Annotated in this window: 18 protein-coding genes; 5 read left to right on the top strand and 13 right to left on the bottom strand. The window is 43.5% G+C overall.

Annotated elements, in window-relative coordinates; genetic code table 11:
• Window positions 1-72: 72 nt before the first annotated feature.
• On the top strand, window positions 73-1185 hold the full coding sequence (locus JOE49_RS17860; RefSeq protein WP_023988609.1) for a GerAB/ArcD/ProY family transporter: 1113 nt from the start codon (window positions 73-75) through the stop codon (window positions 1183-1185).
• A gap of 156 nt (window positions 1186-1341) precedes the next feature.
• Here JOE49_RS17860 and JOE49_RS26825 read toward each other — a convergent pair whose 3' ends face one another.
• The 5 genes from JOE49_RS26825 to JOE49_RS17845 form a co-directional block, all read right to left on the bottom strand.
• Window positions 1342-1647 carry a beta/alpha barrel domain-containing protein gene (locus JOE49_RS26825; RefSeq protein WP_319640947.1) on the bottom strand — a complete coding sequence of 102 codons (306 nt, stop codon included), beginning with the start codon at window positions 1645-1647 and terminating at the stop codon, window positions 1342-1344.
• Between the two features lie 20 nt (window positions 1648-1667).
• Window positions 1668-2012, bottom strand: coding sequence for an oxidoreductase (locus tag JOE49_RS26820; RefSeq protein ID WP_348635865.1), 345 nt, complete (start codon window positions 2010-2012; stop codon window positions 1668-1670).
• The gene (locus tag JOE49_RS26815) at window positions 1973-2365 is read right to left on the bottom strand and encodes an oxidoreductase (RefSeq protein ID WP_237449179.1); all 393 of its coding nucleotides are present in this window, start codon (window positions 2363-2365) and stop codon (window positions 1973-1975) included. The genes JOE49_RS26820 and JOE49_RS26815 overlap by 40 nt, the downstream gene beginning before the upstream one ends.
• 123 nt (window positions 2366-2488) lie before the next feature.
• A complete protein-coding gene (locus tag JOE49_RS17850; RefSeq protein WP_202404301.1) occupies window positions 2489-3511 on the bottom strand; it encodes an NADH:flavin oxidoreductase/NADH oxidase in 1023 nt (340 codons plus the stop codon).
• A gap of 668 nt (window positions 3512-4179) precedes the next feature.
• Window positions 4180-5061, bottom strand: a complete 882-nt coding sequence (locus tag JOE49_RS17845; protein WP_481856249.1) for a LysR family transcriptional regulator — start codon at window positions 5059-5061, stop codon at window positions 4180-4182.
• A 102-nt stretch (window positions 5062-5163) separates the two neighbouring features.
• On the opposite strand from JOE49_RS17845, the gene dapA reads away from it, so the two are divergent.
• On the top strand, window positions 5164-6045 hold the full coding sequence (gene dapA / locus JOE49_RS17840; protein ID WP_076160507.1) for a 4-hydroxy-tetrahydrodipicolinate synthase: 882 nt from the start codon (window positions 5164-5166) through the stop codon (window positions 6043-6045).
• A gap of 324 nt (window positions 6046-6369) precedes the next feature.
• On the opposite strand, the gene JOE49_RS26390 is transcribed toward dapA, so the two are convergent.
• The 4 genes from JOE49_RS26390 to JOE49_RS17825 form a co-directional block, all read right to left on the bottom strand.
• Entirely contained in the window at window positions 6370-6474 is a 105-nt protein-coding gene (locus tag JOE49_RS26390; protein ID WP_023988604.1) for a DUF6254 family protein, read from the bottom strand.
• A 529-nt stretch (window positions 6475-7003) separates the two neighbouring features.
• Entirely contained in the window at window positions 7004-8044 is a 1041-nt protein-coding gene (locus JOE49_RS17835) for a glycosyl hydrolase (RefSeq protein WP_209943655.1), read from the bottom strand.
• A 596-nt stretch (window positions 8045-8640) separates the two neighbouring features.
• Window positions 8641-9324, bottom strand: coding sequence for a cyclase family protein (locus tag JOE49_RS17830; RefSeq protein WP_209942239.1), 684 nt, complete (start codon window positions 9322-9324; stop codon window positions 8641-8643).
• Between the two features lie 250 nt (window positions 9325-9574).
• Window positions 9575-10489, bottom strand: a complete 915-nt coding sequence (locus JOE49_RS17825) for an arginase family protein (RefSeq protein WP_071558742.1) — start codon at window positions 10487-10489, stop codon at window positions 9575-9577.
• Window positions 10490-10595: 106 nt separating this feature from the next.
• Here JOE49_RS17825 and JOE49_RS17820 point away from each other — a divergent pair, with 106 nt between their 5' ends.
• Window positions 10596-10937: a winged helix-turn-helix transcriptional regulator gene (locus JOE49_RS17820; protein ID WP_209942237.1), complete on the top strand. Its 342-nt coding sequence runs from the start codon at window positions 10596-10598 to the stop codon at window positions 10935-10937.
• A gap of 365 nt (window positions 10938-11302) precedes the next feature.
• On the opposite strand, the gene JOE49_RS17815 is transcribed toward JOE49_RS17820, so the two are convergent.
• The 3 genes from JOE49_RS17815 to JOE49_RS17805 form a co-directional block, all read right to left on the bottom strand.
• Complete coding sequence (locus JOE49_RS17815; RefSeq protein ID WP_209942235.1) at window positions 11303-13063, bottom strand: glycoside hydrolase family 2 protein; 1761 nt, start codon at window positions 13061-13063, stop codon at window positions 11303-11305.
• Between the two features lie 280 nt (window positions 13064-13343).
• Window positions 13344-14273: an ArsR/SmtB family transcription factor gene (locus JOE49_RS17810; RefSeq protein WP_023988598.1), complete on the bottom strand. Its 930-nt coding sequence runs from the start codon at window positions 14271-14273 to the stop codon at window positions 13344-13346.
• Between the two features lie 263 nt (window positions 14274-14536).
• A complete protein-coding gene (locus tag JOE49_RS17805) occupies window positions 14537-16597 on the bottom strand; it encodes a beta-galactosidase (protein WP_209942233.1) in 2061 nt (686 codons plus the stop codon).
• A gap of 149 nt (window positions 16598-16746) precedes the next feature.
• On the opposite strand from JOE49_RS17805, the gene JOE49_RS17800 reads away from it, so the two are divergent.
• Complete coding sequence (locus JOE49_RS17800; RefSeq protein WP_081327480.1) at window positions 16747-17586, top strand: helix-turn-helix transcriptional regulator; 840 nt, start codon at window positions 16747-16749, stop codon at window positions 17584-17586.
• Window positions 17587-17756: 170 nt separating this feature from the next.
• Here the strand turns inward: JOE49_RS17800 and JOE49_RS17795 are convergent, their stop codons facing one another.
• On the bottom strand, window positions 17757-18644 hold the full coding sequence (locus JOE49_RS17795; RefSeq protein ID WP_075154203.1) for a LysR family transcriptional regulator: 888 nt from the start codon (window positions 18642-18644) through the stop codon (window positions 17757-17759).
• A 111-nt stretch (window positions 18645-18755) separates the two neighbouring features.
• Here JOE49_RS17795 and JOE49_RS17790 point away from each other — a divergent pair, with 111 nt between their 5' ends.
• Entirely contained in the window at window positions 18756-20141 is a 1386-nt protein-coding gene (locus JOE49_RS17790) for an MFS transporter (protein WP_209942231.1), read from the top strand.
• Window positions 20142-20325: the final 184 nt, after the last annotated feature.

Here is a 20325-nt window from a genome sequence, read left to right as displayed (position 1 = left end):
TAAAATCACATACTAAAGGAAATGACAAAAGAAAACTTGAGGGGCAGTTTGCAGCAGATTTGGAGGAATCTCATGAATCTTGAAAAAGACCGGATCAGTACGGCTCAAATGATGTTACTTGGACTTTTCTCGCTAATCGGGGAAATGGCACTTGTGTATCCTGCAGCAATGGCAACCGGAGCCCACGAGGATGCGTGGATTGCCGCCTTGATTAGTATTCCGCTAGGACTTGCATGCGTAAAGCTGATGATATCTACATCAAATATTGATCCAACTAAAACGATTATTGAGCTTTCATTACAAGTATTAGGAAAATGGGTGGGTGGAGCTGTAGCGTTGAGTTATTTATTCTTTTTCCTGATTGCAGCCTCCACCTATATCAGAGAAATCGAAGATTTCATGTGCACACAGATTTACGAAGGGACACCCGGCGGGGTCATTCGCTTCATGGCGATTTTTCTGTTGGTGTATGGCTTGCGGCTGGGTCTTGAAACGCTGGGCAGAGCAGCCCAGATTTTTTTTCCTTTCTTTGCGTTTTTTCTGATTTGCCTAATCGTTCTCCTGTTCCCCGATGTCAAGATGGAGCGTATCCATCCTATTTTGAATACATCGTTTCCTGACATGCTGCACACCATTATGTTCGGTGTATTTTATCCCTTTGGAGAAATGTGCGTGTTCTTCATGGTGTATCCCTATGTCCAAAAACAAAGCAATACGAGCCGCAATATATTCATTTCTTTGTTGATCGGAGCTGTTGGACTCAACCTCATTTTGTTTCTCTCCCTAACAGTACTCGGGGCATATTTCTCAGAACACGAATTTTACGCTGCCTATATTCTTGCCCAGAGAATCAACATTGCTAATTTTTTGCAGCGGATTGAGGCTTTAATGGCCACCACGTGGATCATTAGCACCTATTTCAAAACAGCGCTTTTCTTTTACGCATTTGTTTTGGGGACAGCTCAGCTACTAAAGCTAAAATCCTATCGGCCATTGATCTTTCCAGTGGCATTTCTGATTTACGGACTGTCGCATCTGATTGCAAAAAATATTATTTTCTACGTCAAGGAGATCCCAGCCTACTGGGTAGATTGGGATTTTACCCATGCCATCGCTTTCCCGTTAATCCTGCTCGTTGTTTATCATATCAGGAAACGTATCAGTCACAACAACCAGCTAACGTAACTTTCGGGGCATATTCGGCAATCTTACGCACTTCTCCCTCCACAATTGCAAACCTTCTTCCATGCTCTCCGTGATCGCAGAGTTCATTCAATTAGACCTTTTGTAGAGTACCTTGATAGAGTACTTTACAGAAGGTCTAAAGGACGTACTTTTTTCTTAATCGACCAATTCAAAATCCTTTATTGTTGCATTCGGTCTTAAAATCTTTTCCTGGTCAAATATAGCTAGCAGTTCATCATTTTTAACTTTGACAGGCCAATTATGATTAGCAAGAGCTCCTTTGCCCAAAGTAATAATATCGGCTGTACAATTTTCGACCATCTGACTTGCTTTAGATGGGTCTTCCAGGTGTCCATTAGCCATCACTGTAATGTTTCCATACTTCTTGGCAAGCTCAGCAAGAGATTGTCTACTACTGTCTGGAAAGGCTGGTTGCCAAGCCTCATATTCCGTGACATGGATATAATCAAGCCCCGACTGTCCTAACTGTTGGAAATCACTTTTGCCTCTTCTTCTTTACCAGCCCACTTATGCTCATAATCATTTACTTTCCCTTGGGAGATTCGAATCCCAACTATAAAGTTTTCTCCTACGGCTTGCCGAACTGCACTCGATACCTCAACCAATAAACGAACACGATTGCTGAGGGAACCTCCGTATTCATCCGTTCCCTGGTTTGTATAGTCCGTAAGAAACTCATCCAGTAAATAACCATTTGCACCGTAAATTTCTACGCCGTCAAATCCAGCTGATTTGGCACGAACAGCAGCATTCACAAATCCCTGAATTACGTTTTCAATATCTTTCTTCGTTGCTTCCACAGGCATCGGAAAAGCTCCTTCACCGCCATAAAACGCAAGTTGCCTCCTTGTGGTTGCACTGCTGATGGAGCCAATATATTTGATTCGAATCGGTTACCTTGAGATAAAGCACTCGCGTGTTCTAACTGAACAATAATTGCTCCGCCAGCCTTATGAACAGCTTCCACCACCTTTTCCCACGATTTAGCCTGTTCGTCAGTGGCCATCCCGGGCTGGTTGAAATAACACTGACTAAACAGCTCATCTGTATAGGTTCCCTCAACAATAATCAAACCAAATCCGCCATGTGCAAATGAAGCATAGTATTGTGCCATTTGATCCGTTGCAAAGCCTTCTGGAGAAGCACTCGTGCGTGTCATAGGTGCAACACCTAATCGATTTTTCAGCACTATTTTTTAGTTCTACAAAATTAAATCGTCCAATCTTCCGCCCCGAATTTTGCTGACCCAAGCAGGATCAACCAATAATGCATACAGTCGATCTTAGAACCCTGTAGTATACTGTGTAGGGATTGCAGTTTCTTTTTTCAATTTTGAAGCGGCTTCCAGTGACCAATAAGGATTTCTCAACATCCCTCTACCCACAGCAACCAGATCGGCCTCTTCATTTCCGATAACTGCATTCGCCAAAATTGGATCTTCTAGTCTTCCAACGGCCATCACCGGAATATCCAGAGCTTCTTTGATTTCTTTTGCCAAGGGGACTTGATATGCTGCGTGAGTTCCTGGTCTGCCCCATGCAGCTATAGGTCCCTCACCGCCAGATGAAATATCAAACATATCTACTCCTGCCTTTTGATATTCCTTGGCAAAAGCAATGCTTTCCTTAATACCATATCCACCATCTACGTATTCTTTGGCAGAAATACGCATCAAGAGCGGCATATCTTCCGGCATTTCGCCCTTCGCTGCCTGAATGATCTCCCGACCAAAAAGGGTAAGGTCTTTACCGTATCTATCTTCCCGTTTGTTCGTAAGCGGCGAATGAAATTGATGAATCAAATAGCCATGTGCACCATGAATTTCAATGGTGTCGAATCCAGCCTTGACAGCGCGAGCTACAGCAGCACGAAATTTCTCAACTAGTCCTTTAACCTCTTCTGTTGTAAGCGCGCGAGGTTGTTTTGAATTTTCATCAAATGCAATGGCAGATGGCGCTACAGGAACTTCAGCATCTTCCGCCTTGCGTCCGGCATGCGCGATCTGGATTCCCACTTTGGCACCGTAGCTGTGACAAGCATCTACAATCCGTTTGAGAGCAGGAATCTGCTCATCTGACCATAAACCAAGATCAAAATCGGAGATACGACCATCCGGCTCTACATCTGTCATTTCAATCATGATAAAACCAGCTCCGCCTACCGCTCGGCTAACGTAGTGTATATAATGCCAATCTGTGGCGACCCCATCCTTTTTGTCAACCGAATATTGGCACATTGGAGGCATAACTACGCGATTTTTCAATTCCAAACCTTTAATTGTATAGGGACTAAATAAATCTTTCATGTGAGAAAGACTCCTCTCTGAGGTATATTATGAAATACATCAATCAAATGCATGCACACGCATATATATTAACATGTTTGTTTCATTTGTCAACTTTAGGTATGATTTCAAAACTTCAAAGTAAATACGCCATTTACTCGTTGGTCCTCATCTTCAGATTTTTTGCAATGCATCAACAACTGAATCGTCACCAGTAATCAGATCAAAAGCTCGCTTGTATGTGTTCTTCACATCTAAAGCTGCCACAATGGCACGGGCTACATCCTTACGAGGGATACTGCCATAGGTGATATTCTCCGCAGCAGCCTGCGCAATTAATTAATGTATCTGCACGGCCCAAATGGTCTATGGTGAAATTCACCAATGACTGAACTTCTGCATTGACATCTTGTTCTAATTAAATATTAAGTAACCGAATGGTTTAGCACATTACCAAATTAAAAAACATGCGCATGCATTTAATTTAGTGAAAAAATTACTTGCTGTCAAGTTTTGAATGCAAATATGGATTGCTTATTTTTCAAAAAAATACGTGGATGATTTGAATAAACTTTGCTTTCTCTTTTCATTCTAAGTTCTCATCCTTTTCGGCACGTTAAACTGTGAGCGCTTCTGGTATCCACTAGGAAGCGCTCGTACTGTATATTAATTTGGATGTGGAGGTAAATCTACATTCTCATGCTCTCCATAAAAAAGCTCAATGCATTGGACACCCACTTCTTGGGATGAAGAACAAGCTGAATTTCCAGCTTGAGCTCGGCATGCTCAAAGGGTAACACCTTTAGCTCTTCCCGTTCAATCTCCTCCAGCGCAGCCATTAGAGGTAGAATGGATATACCCTCTCCAGTTTTGATGCTCCGTTTGATCGCTTCCGGATTACCCAGCTCCAGGCACACGCGATAGGTGATTCCATTTGCTCGAAGCACTCTCTCCAACAGTTGTCTGTAGTTGCACGTATGCTCGGGCATAATCCACTCCGCATCTACCAGATCATCCAGGCTGATTCGCTCTTTAGCGATAAGCGGATGGTTTGGATGGACAATCAGCACAAGCGGTTCTTCTCGAATCGTAATCCACTGCAAGGCTGGATTGCTTGAATCGTCCGCGAGGATCAGCCCGACATCGGCCTCCCCTTCCCTGACCTGGTGCAAAATCATCTCTTCGCGATCCGTATGCAATCGTATGTTCAGATCAGGGTATTCTTTGCGAGTCGCCTGCATATACGGCGGCAGAAAATACGAAGCGATGGAATCCATAGTACCGATCGTCATGGAGCCCCCACCCTGCTTAGCCAATTTTTCTTTCGATTGCTCAAAAAGCTCCAGCATTTGTCCGGCAAGCTTGAATAGCTCTTCCCCGGCGGAGGTAAGACGAATCTTGTTATTGCTGTAACGCTCGAACAATTTGACTTGATACGTTTTCTCCAGCTTTTGAATCTGGGTCGTGACGCTGGATTGTGCGTAACCGAGCACTTCTGCTGCTCTTGTAAAGCTTTCACGAATGGCAACTTCCCGAAATGTTTGAAGATAAATGAAATCCAATCTGGCCACCCCATCGGAAATTTTGATTAGAATCATCGTTTATTATAGATAACTCTGATGCTGTCTCCTATGTTACATTAGATTTAATTCAACGGGAAGGGATAACTGATGATGATGAACGAACAACATATTCATGGGATTTTCATACCGCTGATTACACCTTTTACGCGTGACTATAAGTTGGACATCGATTCGTACCGGAAGTATGTTACCTATCTTGCAGGCCATGACATCCAGGGTCTGGTCGTTAACGGTACGACAGGAGAGTCGCCAACCGTATCCTGGGATGAAGTGAAGCAAATGGTTCAGGTGACGCAGGATGTTTTGAAGAGCATGAACAAAAACATTCCGATCGTCATTGGCACGGGAACGAACGACACTTATTCAACGGTGCATCGGACGGAAATGGCGGCTGAATTAGGAGCGGATGCAGCCATGGTGGTCACTCCGTATTACAACCGGCCGACGCAGGAAGGAATCTTGGAGCATTTCCGTGTCGTATCTCGTGTAGGCCTGCCTGTGCTTGTATATGAGATTCCGGTTCGCACGGGCAGTCGCATGACAATAGATACAATACGCAAAGTGCTGGACCTGGATGGCGTAATTGGGCTCAAGGACAGCACGGGCGGTCTTGATCTGCTTTTAAAATTGACCCAGTACGAGACCAAGCCTGTCCTCTGCGGAGAGGATGCCTATTTCCATGCCATGCTATGCCAGGGAGCTGCCGGTGGTATGCTTGCATCCGCTCATCTCAATATCCAGGAGTATGTGGATATATACCAACGTTTTGTGGCTGGCGACATGAACGGGTCGCGAGACAGTTTCATGCTACTGGAACCGGTGATCCAGCATGTATTTGCAGAGCCAGCCCCGGCCGCGATCAAGTGGTGGCTTACCCAGCAAGAGATTATTGCCGCCGAGCAATTGCGTCTGCCACTTATGCCACTGTCGGATCAGGTGAAGCAGGGTCTCCTGAATTCAATCGTATCCTGATAAATCAGCTTATCTCAGATTACCCAATCATAACGTAGAAGAAGCATCTCCTGGACAGGAGATGCTTCAATTTTTAGCCGGAACTGACAACCTTCAGAAAAACGAATTTAAGAAGATACTCTCTATGGTAGAACGCTGTATCGGTGTTTTCATCCTAATGAGGTCCGCAATCTGAAAAGCTTACAAGCAATAGCTAGATGGTTGTTAGTAAATCCAGTTGCAGCATTAAGGTAATTCTTTATGTAAGCGAAATTATTGCAAAAAGAAGGCTGCCGGTGAATTTCACCGACAGTCCTTCTCTTCCAAGCAGTATAATCCTCACTCCTATTCGCTGGACAGCTCCTTGAGCGATTTGACTTTACCATGGGGATGCTGTTCTTGCTTTCGTGACTTCCAGGCTGCTTCTTTCCTTTTCTTCTGGTGAGCCATAACAGATATCCTCCTTTGGAAATTGTGATGTATACTACTTTCTTAAGTTGTCATTTCTCAGCTCTGTTCATTCATAAAACTAAATTCGTTGGATTTTTGTAATAATTCAGGGGTTCCAAACCGTTTCAAAGGAATAGCTGGGAGCATGGCTTCATGTATTCTGGGTTTGCTGGAGATTGCATTAATTGAGCAAACGGCGCTAACTCAAGCGCTGCACTGGGAACAATTTTTAAAAAAACAGCCGATTTCTCCTTAACATACTAGAAATCGGCCTTTGCCTTCCGAAAAGAGGATTTAGTACATATAATACAACACAAATAATCAGAAATATCGGTGATGCGCCCGAAAGATTGGAAGGTGTGTAAGAAGGCTACTTATCGGCTGAACCGCTAGTTTCCGAGAAATAGTTATGTAAGTGATAAAAAATTCATACATTAGCTGTTATTGTAACTCCCTAAAGGACATGTTTTTTAAGAGACTATGAAGAACTTGCATTCTTCATAGTCCTGTTTAATGAACTATTGATCAATTATTCAGCAAATGATGCAAGTGAACTGCCTTCCCACATTTCCCCCTTATTCAGTGTCCAACCATCATTATAAAGATTGTAGGCACCTTTATTAGCCGCGGGGCTCCATCCCTCATCCCAAGCTAAGAAATAAATGGTTTTCGGATATTTTTCTTTGATGGCATTGATAAATAAAGAATAATCCATACTACCATTGGTTGCCTGCGGACCGACTTCTGTGAAAGCAAAAGGCTTATCAAGAGCTGTTAGCTCGTCATATCCTTGAATCGAATAAGGATCTGAGAAATAAGCGTCTAATCCAACAATATCAACATATGAAGATCCAGGGTAAAAGTCTGTCTTAAAGTTTCGGTTGGCGTCTGGTGCGTATACCCATATCAGGTTGTCCAATCCTCTTGTATCGGTCATATAATGATAGACTTTTTTATAAAAAGTGATACGTTCGCTATCCTCTTGGCTATAGTCGGTGAGTCCCCACCAGAACCATTCTCCATTCATTTCGTGAAGAGGTCTGAAAAGAACAGGAACACCTTCATCTTCTAACTGCTTAAGGCCATCGGCAATTTTGCTTAACATAGCGTCTAATCGCTGGCCCTCTTCAGTTGATGAGTCTAGGATTCTTTCATACTGACTGTTTGAGATTGGGGTTTTATAATTTCCAGAGTTAAACGCAGGGTTAGCCAGATGCATACTGATCTGAGGTATACCTCCGTTCTTCCAATGAGAGATTAAATCGGTGTTACAACTATAATCGATCGAATCGGCAATATTAGAAGTCTCCATCCATCCTCTTGAATAATCACAGCCATACACGGCAGGGGACTGTCCTGTTGCATTTTCAATTCGATTAGCTTCGGTCATAGAAAATGACGCATTTGTGTACCCGCCGAATGCTCCTGACACTACGCGATTTTCCGATGACAGATTAGCGAGCCAGTTCATCACTTCCTTGGTTGTGGCTTGTCCATTAGGATTCACCGTATGTGCAGATGCTGTCTGTGAGAAAGTCGAAGCGATTAACAGAATCCCCAATATTCTTATGTACCACCTCCTCTCTAAAGGAACGGCTGGTCGATTTCTACCATCGTATTCATTTAATTGATTTCACTGTGATATTTCTCCCTATGACACTTCTGATTGCAAGCTACATTATTTTTCATTCTAGGAAGTTGATACCAACTTCCTAGAAAATTTTACTTTTACGAATAAAAGCAGCTCAATTATATCGACCTCAAATGAATAGATTAAAATAGTTCTAAAAGAGTAAAAAATAGTTCTTATAACAACTATCATTCAACTTCACAAAGAATGTTAGAGATAAGAATATGCTTAAAGTAATATTTTCCTTTTCATTCTTATGAAAATATTCTTTTCAAATTATTGTTATTATGTGCTATATAGAAGACTTTATGCCCGCACATTTGACACGCCATGTTATAAAAATCAAAAGAAATAAATAGCGGCTAACCAACGTCTATCAAAATAAGTTGATTACATCTGAAGGCTTAGCGTAGATTTTCGCTAAAACAAAAAAAGCCGCCAAAATGGCGACTTCTTATGCGTATATGTTGTTGTCTCTCCTTGCAGTGCTGAAGTCTGCACCTGTGTTCGATAAACCTATTGTTCCTCGTTAGCTTTTATTCTTCAACTTCAACAATGATGTTAACCATAGATGCATCGTGATTTTTAATGCGAAGTGGTGCTGTGAAAGCAGATAATATCTTTTTACCAATTAATGGTGAAGGGTTTATGTCTTCGTAAATGAGCATTGTCGGCTCTTCATATTTTTCATGGTCTAAGAAGGCATGGTGAACAAAATAGCCGTTTCTTTTGGCTTCTTCCAGATTTTCAATGCTCATGGTATCAATGGCCACAGCTTTGCAGTTCGGCAAATTTTTACGGATGAATTCCGCTGCTTTGGGAGAGACGGCTGGGAAATTATTAGCGTATTTCTCAAAATCCGTATCTCGGTGTTTCCAATAGCTTGTATTAAAGATGAGAATATCCGCTTCATGCAGCTCTTCATATTCCTGAAGCATTTCAATGGTAATAAAGCCGTTCGGATCAAGAGGACAATCAATTAATAGCGGTTTTCGATAGATGAATTCTATCGGAACAGCATCTATTCCCTTACCGTTATTTAAATGATGCCACGGTGCATCGACATGGGTGCCGACATGAAGATACATACTTAACACACTTCCATTCCAGGCATCCCCTTTGTCCAAACGCTCTCTAGGCTCTAACTTCACTTCTGGCATTCCTGGATAAACAGGCATTCCTTCATATATTGGGTAACCGATTTCAACGTATTTTGACATACTAAGATGCTCCTGTAATTTTAGTTTTAAGAATCCATTATAGGGGATATTCGCCTAATGTGTAGCTTCCGAAAAGTATAAGCGGAGTACAAACAGACAAACTGATAAAAAGACCATACCCCTACAGGTCAACTCCCTCATTTTAATTTATATTTTATATTCAATCGCCCTATCTTTCCTGAAATCGTACGACCACTTCTCCTTGATTGTCCTTTTAAGAAAGATAATATAAAAATAATAAACGATTATCCTAAGATATTAAAATAGGTATCTCTCCAAGCAGATTCTTTAAGTTAATAGAATCCCACGGCATATGCTCCGTTATACCTAATCCAACTACATCTGTTTCTTCAGATAGTTCTTTAATCAGATTAAGTAGCTGAGGCATTTGCATTGTTCCCGCAGGAGAAAAATTATAAGGTGCTTCAGGGTTGGCGAATAATAAAGAACGAAATGCTTTTGGGTCAAGCACATCTAAATCAAGGTGAATAGCTAGGTGCTTAATGCCACTTTCTTTAATCCACTCTCTTATAGATTCAGTACTATTCGTTAACTCTTTGGTCCCTGCAGTTTTAATTCCTAGTCTTTGAATCATTTCTGTGTCTGATTCTACAGGAGCTATATCTAGTCTTTGAAACGCTTCTGAAATGACTTCTGATTCTTGTTCTGTAGGAGCCGCTAATCCCGCGATAAAGACATTTTCAGGTTTTAGTGGGATTTTCACATGTTTTGTGAACTCCTCATCTCCTTCTCCCAAAAGATTTCCGAGCGGTAATGTATGACCGTTATCATAGCCCACATATCTAACTAAATCACTGTGAGCATCGATCCAAATTAAACCTAATTCCCCACCGTATCGTTCGTTCAAATAGGCAAATGGAGCTTGTTCCACTAAGCAGTCACCACCAAACATTACAATGCGATCTGGCTTATGAGCATCAATGATATGCTGAGCAGCCTCTAACTGTTCAAGTAGCTGTTTTCTCCCATTCATACCGTTTTCGTTTTCAAGCGGAGTACCCTTATAAGCTTGAACTGGAACATGAATAAGAGGTTGTTCATTATCCGGAGCTAGCCAAGCAAGCAGTTCGGCTCCAAAAGAGTAATTAGGATTGTTTCCCCCTTGCCATTGTGGCATTAACAGGCGTATTGTTTTTTTAGTCATGTTTTTCTCTCCTTTACTTCAAAAGTAAGGTTAGTATAAACTGAACACAAATAAAAACGTAGTACGCACTATTTTGATAGGTACTACCCGAAAGGATAGTGTAAACATGAGTATGGCTGAATTTAAAGGTAAAGTTAAAAATATTCAAGATACACCTTTTGGTTATACAGTTTCATTGATTGGTGGTAAATGGAAAATGGTTATTATTTATCTCCTAGCCGAAAACCGAACAGTTCGCTTTAATGATCTGAAAAGACAGATAGGGGCTATTACTTATAAAACATTGAGTTCACAACTAAAAGAATTGGAAGCAGATGGTCTGGTGAATCGAAAAGAATATCCTCAAGTCCCCCCTAAAGTCGAGTACAGTCTCACAAATAAAGCAGAAACGCTATTACCTGTTTTGGAAGGGTTATGTGAGTGGGGAACAAAAAACCAAAATAATTAAATCCAGTTTTCTACTAAAAATCCTGTATGCGAAAAATTGTCCTGTTTTCCAACACTGCTATCCCAAGTTAAACTCTATGGTTAACAGCAGTGACACTTTGTTTATTTAGCTCTAAATGCTGAAGATGCCGTATTCATATACTTCCTCTTATTCTCCAACCGAAGAGGAAAGGCGGCCTTCCATAATGGCTCTGATTTGTTCGGTCGGCATCTTCGGGTGTCTATCGTGCGTCAGCAGAACGTTGATTCCCTGTTCCACGTCCGTCAGCTGTGTGTAACAAAAAACCTTGTACGACAGGTGAATGCAGCAATGACTGGACATCAGCATGCAGCCGTTCTAGAAATTCTATTATCTTAATTATCGCTTCAAGCCAGATTTATCTCCCGAATCACTTCAAGCGGAACCTTCGGTTTTCGGTCTTCCGTCAACAATCCGTTGACTTCCTGCTGTACATCGGTTACCTGTGTATAGCAATAGCCCGAGAGATAGGGGGTCGCTTTAATTGCTCCGGTGACTGCACGGAAACGTTCGATAAAAGCTTCGACTGAATTCACCTGGTTTCCGTATCCCCAGCCCATGTCCGTCTGGAAGGCGATGCCGCCGAATTCGCTTATGATAACTGGTTGTCCCCGGTAGGCATATCCTTCTGCAAAGGCATATTTCCAATTGTTAAAGGAGATGCTGTTGTTTACAATGCTTTCCTTGTCCTGATATCGCTCCAAAAACTCTTCGCCCGTCTCCACATAATCATGAAGGGTTAAAATATCCGAGACTGTATGCTCCCATCCGTCATTGGTAATCACCGGACGATACGGATCAATCGTCTTCGTCAGATGATAGATGGTTTGCGTGAACTGCTGCTGCCTTACATCATGTCCAATGGTCGATATGCCCCACGATTCATTGAACGGGACCCAAGTTATGATGCTCGGATGATTGTACTGCTGCGGCACGATTTCCAGCCATTCCTTCGTAAAGCGGCTAACCGCCTGATCATTGAACTCAAAGGTCGCCGCCATTTCCGACCAGACGAGCATGCCTTTCACATCACACCAATATAAAAAGCGAGGGTCTTCCAGCTTCATATGTTTACGAACCCCGTTATATCCCATCGCGGCTATTTTACCGATATCTTCGATAAGGGCTTCTTCAGACGGCGGAGTCAGATAAGTTTCCGGCCAGTAGCCCTGATCCAGAATCAGCCGCTGGTAAAGAGGGCCATTATTCAATAGAACCTGCCCGTTTTCAATCGATATTTTCCGCATGCCAAAATAAGAATACACCCTGTCGCTCACTTTCTCATCCTCATACAGAATAAACTCTACATCGAACAAGTTTGGCGATTCCGGTGACCACAAGCACTGCTTCCATGGACCACCGGCTTCATGAAATACATGGACCTCTACCGTTATCCAGGGCCTGTCGGCAGATAAGCTGACCTTTTTCACTTGCTGTCCTTTCAGCGCAATCCGTGTCTCTAGGCGTAAATTATCTTTACCCTCGATACCCATGAGCTGAAAGTCAAAGCGGATCATATGACGGTCGATATCCGGTGTTATCTTGACCTCATTGATTCTTACCTCATTCACATATTCAATCCACACACTTTTCCAGATTCCGGTGCTCTGTACATAAAAGCATTCAAAGTTTTGATCCACCCAACGCTGCTTTCCCCGGGGCTGCGTGCAGCTCTGACTATCCTCCACTTTAAGCACGATGCTATTCTCCGAGTCGTAAGTGATATAGGGTGTGATGTCGAAAGAAAACGCAGCATAACCTCCTTCATGCTCACCAGCCATAAATCCGTTCACCCAGCATTTCGCTTTATAATCTACACCCTGAAAATGTAGAATTGTCCTTTTCGCTATTGCCTCCTGTGGGACCTTCACGCTCCTGCAGTACCAGACCACCGGATGGAAGGTCTCGACTCCAATCCCGCTTGCCTTGGTTTCATAAGTAAAAGGTACGAGGATTTTGGCTCCCTTCGAAAAATGATGATACCATTGCTCGCTTTCACCCACTTTGCCGTCGTCGAAGGCGAAATCCCACACCCCATTCAAATCCAGCCACTCTTTACGGACAAATTGCGGCCTTGGATAATTTTTGATATAAGCGTTTGTAGTCATACAGTTTCCACCTATCTTTTGATATATAATTAGTCACCTTAGCCTGATGACTTTACAGTGCATTGCTATCATCTGTAGGTCCGATCGTCATCCTTTACCTCCGCTTCGAAATACAAACAATAAAATCGATTTGTTACACTATTATTGTATCTTTAGGGGATTATATAGTGATGCATTTTTAATGTCAACGCTTTCAAGTTAATTTTATGTAACTAATAAACTGAATAAGGCTTTAGCTACAGAGCACCTGCAACTAAAGCCTATCCATTTCACCAATATCTCAATCCATGACATAATTCACAGTCATTTTGATATTCTGATCATAATCTCCAAATTGCTTTCCGAACAGGTTGAGCCCACCTTGATGCACCGCATCTGGCTTAATTCCGATCCGCAAACGCAATTTGTGGCTGTTTTGCAGGTTGAGCTGATCCAGTGTAACCGAGGAAACCTTCTCCATATCCAGCGCAGTCTTCTCTTTATCTACTCGCCAGGTCTTGAGCAACCCATACTGGGTAGACCACTCATACCACCAGGCAGGATTCAGCTTGCCGCGCCTGTCTCCAAAATCACCGGGACACGTCCACATGCCAATCTCCACGCCATTAACCCACAAGGAAATATCAGAAGGCCAATTGTTGTCATAGTTTGGTGCTTCAGAACACATTTCCATCGATAGCTCAAGCGATTCTATGCGCGCTCCTGCAGGTATTTCGAGCGGCATTAAATACTCGACATAGCCCTTGCGGAACCATATCATCTGGGCTCCGATATGCTTCGGGTGGAAAAAACTCGCCGGTTCGTCCTCGCGTATGATCATCCCGTCTGCATTGGCCATACCGCACGTCGGTGAAACCTCACAATCGCTATAATGACCGATCGGCATGTCCACTTCGTAGATCTGTACATCCCCTTTGGGTACTGCTTTTTCAAGATTTAGCGCAATATGAATGTCATCATAATTGCGGCTGCACATCTTCATCGCGCCGCGAGAGGCAGGCAGCAGCTCTGTATTAATCAGTCTAGCAGCCTCCAGAACCTTGATATTGTTGGCTACCGTAGACACCGGAAGTTGAAGAGCTTCCGCTATTTCTACAATATTAAGGTTTTTAGAAATCAAGAGGCGGAGAATATCAACTCGGGAACGGGTGGATAAAGCATGCGTAACCGTTACCAGCTTGTCCGGATCATCAAAACTAAGCTCAAGCATTGCATCACCCATCTCAATTTACTGTGATTATATTACAATTAGTTTACTTGTATGCTTTGAAGGAGTCAATAAACTTGTATTAAATTATTAATTTTGTATTAAATGCCGATCATGTCCGATTTCTCTGGTTCAAGAACCCATAGGAAAGACAGCGATTTTTGAGCGGAACCCTGTATACAAATGCAACACGTTATTCCTTTGCTTTATGCAATAAAAAGCCGCTGATCTTCGGATTAAGATCAGCGGCTGATGCTCTCTTCATTTTAAACTTTCTTTAATACCCATACTCCATACGGTTCCAATGGTACGGTACCAGTAAGCAACCTACCGGAAAGGAGTTCCTCCGTCTCAACACTCAGTTTAACCTGAGCCGTTTCTCCGCTGTAATTCAGTAGAAATACCAGCTCTTCTTGTACATCCGCACGAATAGCGACTTCTACCGTCGAAGGAGCTTTGCACCACCCCGCAAGCGGAGATGTCACCGGCAGCTGTCTTAGGAGCTCAGCCGCTAATGCTAGGTCAAAAGCTGCACCCCAATAGTAGACCAGTCCCTTGCCGACACGGTTGACGGTCAAGGCCGGTTTCCCTTCATAGTAGCTTGATGCGTACTCTGCGAGTACTTCTACCGTATCAGCATGAACATTCAATATATCGTTGAAGCCTGGAGCCCAAAAATCAAGAGCTTGATCCTTAAATCGCACCGATACAGGTGATGCCGTCCCATTTATCATCGTAAAGTCCTCTACGTGGACGCCGCTCATTGCGGCTGCAGGGCCTGGGAGTGGCTGCATGCGGCAGTGACCGAACTCGTTCTTATAACCGGTGCGGCAGCCGAAGATCAGGATGCCCCCATCCTCTACATATTTCTGTAACATAGCTGCCGTACTGTCTCGTAGGATCGCCGGATGCGTGTATACCAGCACCTTGTAATTGGCCAGTTCCCGCAGCTGTTCTGATTCCATACCCGGACGGATTGTAGCCATATCCGAAGGTATATGTCCATACTGCAGTGCCTTGTACCAGCCGAGCTCACTTTGCTTTGTCAAGGGACCATACCATTTATCCAACTCGCCATCCCACTCGTTATCATAGTCACGAAGTAGAGCAACCTCTGCCACGTAACGTTTGCCAAGAATCCGCCCTCCAACCTTTTGCAGCTCCTTTCCGACGCGGCCTGCTTCTGCGACCCGACGATTCGGCTGATTGTGATAATCATTAATTCCATGCCAGTACATTTCCGTACCAAACGTTGCCGTTCTCCAGCGGAAATACAAAATCATGTCTGCCCCGTGAGCAATGCTTTGGTAGGTCCACAATCGCATCTGCCCCGGGCGCGGAGATGGCATCTCCATCCTGTTCACCCATCCTCCTGGACCGGATTGCTGCTCCATCACGCAGAAATTTGGTGACATCCCTCTGACGTTACTTAAAGTAAGCCCCCACTTGCGATCCAGCAATGGCTTCTCCCCTTGGTCCGGATAAATGGTACTGAATTGAGGGTAAGAATCGTACGAGAAAAAATCAAGCAGTTGATCCGTCATTTTATGGCTATCCAAATGCCCGAATACACCGTTGGTTGTCACCCACTGATTAGGCGCCACTGACCGAATAATGTCCACTTGTAGCTTGGCAAACGAAATGGTGTTATCGGATATAAATCGCTTCTCGTCCAAAGCCTGATGAGGATTCGTTGACCCGGATACGGTCGGACGAGTTAGATGGACCTGATTCCAGCTGTCGTAAGTTTGATTCCAGAATACAGCCCCCCAGGCCTTGTTGAGTTGCTCCAACGTACCGTATTTTGCCTCTAGCCAGCGCCGGAAAGCCTGATGATCTGCCTCGGCATAGAAGACGTTTATCTCGCAGTTCAGCTCATTATCAATTTGCCACCCAATGATGGCCGGATGATCTTTGTAATGTTGTGCCATCTCTCTTGTAATACGTGCGCAAAGCTCCAAATAAACGGGACTGCTGTAGTTATAATGCCGACGCTGACCGTGTTGGAACGTGACCCCTTCCATGGATACGTTCAGCACCTCGGGATACTTATAAGTAAGCCATGCCGGTGGCGTAGCTGTTGGTGTGCCCATGATCACTTGAATCCCGTTCGCGTCTGCCTGCTCCAAGAAACGGTCAAACAGCGTGAATTCGAACTTTCCTTCCTCCGGCTCGAAGATCGACCAAGCAAATTCTCCAATCCGAATGATGCTGAAGCCCAGTTCCTTCATTCTTATGAGATCGTCCGACCACAACGATTCGTCCCAGTGTTCAGGATAATAACAAGCTCCTAAATGAAAGCGATCTAAAGATAAGGATTTCGGCATGCTCCAATTCTCCTTCAGTAGAAGTGATAGTACAAAAATGTGATTATCTGATAATCGTATCTATTGTAATATAAGAATAAAAGGATTAGAATAACTCGATTTTGCTAATTGAATTACTTTTTTGCTAACTTACTCAAGGAGATGGATACATGATTAAAATAGATTGTTATCTTCCTTCACCCATTCTAAAAGGTATACTGTTTCCCGAATCGTTAGGACATTACAAGAACTTCCCCAATCATGGGGAGCGAAGGAATGCAGGATTACTGAAAGATTACAATTTACATATCATTTTTGCAGGCAAAGGCGCTATTGTGCATGATGGGAAGGAAATCGAGCTTACCCCTGGCATGGGCTTTCTTTTCGGCAAGCATACGACGCAGCAATATCGAACTAAACCCGAGGATCCCTGGGATGTCCGATGGATTCATTTTGACGGGCAGGATGTAGATTCGCTATTACAAGGTCGAAGCATGCACGAACCGTATCTGTTCTCGCTCCACCGGCCAGAACGTTTAAAACCGCTGATGGAAGAAATGTTGCAACTTGCCCAAACTTACCGTCACGACTATGATGTACAGATCTCTTCCCTGCTTTATGAAGTCCTTCTGGAGATCGTCCATCATTCCCACCAAATTTTCGGCACCTCTCCCGGCGGCACCGTCCATGAGAGGATTCGTCATACGGCGGAATATATTCGTATGCATTGTCGAAACATGCTCGATTTGAAGACAATGGCTGCGACGTCAGGTTATAGCTCCTTTCATTTTAGCCGACTCTTCCATCAGATCATGGGTAGTACTCCAGCTCAATATTTGCTCCAATGCCGAATAACGCTGGCCAAACAATTGCTTGTATCTACGGCACTCACTGTAAAGCAGATTGCACTGGAAACCGGCTTTCATCAAAGCAGCTATTTTATCAAGAGATTTCGGGAGCATACAGGCATCACGCCGGAGCAGTTTCGCCAGCTGAGAAAGATGGGTTAGTACAATCCAAAAACTCCTTCAATAGCTGGGCGTGTGTGTATGGCAGCGTACAAATCGAAATTACAAATTATGCAGTTGAATAAAAGAATAAGCGGCCGCTTAGGACGTTTGGTTAACATGTCCTACGCTACCGCTTTTGTTAATGTTTTTTATTTCGCTTATATTTGGGATTAATTTGTCTGTTTGGATATCGCTCCGAAATATTCTACAACTACCTCACGGAATTCCAGAGCAGCCCGCGAAATATACCGACTCCTGTGCCATAATAAAGCGATCTCCCGTACCAATTCGTGATTTTCTACTTGGAGATATTTAAGATGTTCCCGTGAATTTCTTGCCGTGCTTGGTATGAAGGCTATGCCAATTTCAGCTTCCACAAGCGTACTAAGCCTTGCAGGTTCATCCCCCTCATACACATACTTAGGTATAAAACCTTCCGATTTGCATATAGAGTCCACTAAATCGCGAGTACCGTAGCCTCTCTTTACACCGACAAACCATTCATCCCTTAGATCTGTCAACGTTACACTGCTTCGATCTGCCAGCCGATGTCCCTTTGGAACAGCTACAAGGATTGGGTCGATAAACACGATTTGGCATTCGATGTCATCTCCCTCTATTGGAGGTGAGGACAAGCAAAAATCGACCTCGCCTCTATGAAGAAGCGTTACCATTTCCTGCGTAGTCAGCATTTGCACATGAAATTGAATATAGGGTCGCTTTTTCCGAAACTCTCGAAGGATATTGGGTAATGTGCTAGCGGTGGTCACCGCCAATTCGAGAGTGCCATGTTCCGGGCTGGATAAATCACTAAGCTCCTGCTTCCCCTGCTCCAATTCAAATAAAGCCCTCTCTGCACGGTGAAGGAATCTGCTTCCGAACTCATTCAATCGCAGTTTCCTCCCTGTTCGATCGAATAGAGGAACCCCCAGATCTTCCTCCAGGCGCTGAATCGTTTTGCTCAGCGACGATTGAGTAACGTGCAGACTTCGTGCAGCTTCGGTCACATGTTCCAAACGAGCTACCGTCAGAAAATATTGCAGTTGAAGAAGTTCCATTATGATCCCCCATTCATTCCCCCAAGTCAATGAGATTATAACATCAAATGCGTTGGAATAAATAATCGGTTTCAAGTACGATGACATTAATTCGCTATGGGGGGACCAGAAATGAGCGTTCGCAGCTGGTGGTTAATGATTTCAGTTGGTCTAGGGATACTATTGAACCCATTAAATTCTTCGATGGTTTCTGTTGCTATTCCAAGTCTGCAAAAAGTGTTCCAACTTGACTTTACAGGTGTTTCCTGGATTATTTTTTCTTTCTACATTGCAAGTAGCATCGCTCAACCTGTCATGGGAAAAGCCAGCGATTTATTCGGTCGTAGAAAGATATTTCTTACCGGGCTTGTTGTAGCCTTCATTGCATCATTATTGGCTCCATTATCACCAAATTTCGGGTGGCTCATCGTGTTCCGCATTGTGCAATCCATCGGAACAAGCATGATGGTTGGGGTTGGAATGGCTATTGTTCGAATTCATATTACAGAAAAACAAGCAACTGCGTTGTCTGTTTTGTCCATATTCCTATCTGGAGCAGCAGCAATTGGCCCCTTTATTGGCGGAGTCTTGATTCATTGGTGGAATTGGCCTGCTATCTTTTTCATCAATATTCCGTTTGTGGTGGCCAGCTTTGTATTGGCTTGGAGGAATATTCCTAAGGATGAACTGCCAACATCCTTAGCACGCAACATGTCCTTTCGTAAATGGTTTGAATTGATTGATGCATCAGGGATTCTGCTCTTCACAGTGGCTTTGGTTACCCTACTCGTTGGATTACTCTCAGCAAAATCATTTGGACATATCTCATTAGGAAATGTCATTGTCGGGCTGATAGGTCTCGTTGCGCTGGGGATATTCGTACGACATGAGTTAAAAGCGACATCACCCTTTATCCCTTTACGCACATTCGCCAAGTACCCTGCAATGACTTGGGTGAATGTTGAATTCATGCTCGTTAATGTACTATATTACTCGCTCTTTTTCGGGCTTCCGTCCTACTTGCAAATGGTACGTCATGTCAGCGAGTTCCAAACAGGCATTCTCATGCTAAGCTTAGGCTTGTGCTCGCTAATTACTTCTCCAATTGCAGGACAATGGATCGATAAATCAGGACCCAGACCGGCATTGCTGGTGTCCGCAATTCTGATGACATTGGGGTCAGTGTGGCTCGTGACATTGAATCCAACTTCACCGGTTATCAGCGTGTGTTTGGCTTTAGCTGCATTCGGAATTAGCAACGGTTTGAACAATGTAGGTATGCAAGCAGCCCTGTTCCAAAGTTCTCCAAAAGAAATAATCGGTGTAGCATCCGGATTATTTAACACATCCAGATATCTGGGAACCATTATCTCTTCATTATTGATAGCTATCGTAATGGGAGGTACGTTTAGCTTCAAGGGATTTCAAATGCTTGGGATCATCCTTACGGTAATTGCATTGTCTTTGGTATTCATGAGTCGGCGGCACCGAGAGTCAGCACAATTGCATGAGTCGTAGGTTCACTAAGTTCATATCTCAAACCATTGCGCGGCACCCATCAGCATACACCAAATGTCATTTATTTGGCATAAAGATCTATTACAACAAGTTTTAATTCAGCGACATTGCTACATAAAACTTCGCTACATTCATACCACAAAAGCCGTAAATCTCCGGGGTTATTGGAGACTTGCGGCTTTTG

The sequence above is a fragment of the Paenibacillus sp. PvR133 genome (assembly GCF_017833155.1).
Lineage (GTDB): Bacteria > Bacillota > Bacilli > Paenibacillales > Paenibacillaceae > Paenibacillus > Paenibacillus polymyxa_B.
Note: the sequence above shows the minus strand (reverse complement) of the source record. Positions and strands in the feature narration are given on the sequence as shown.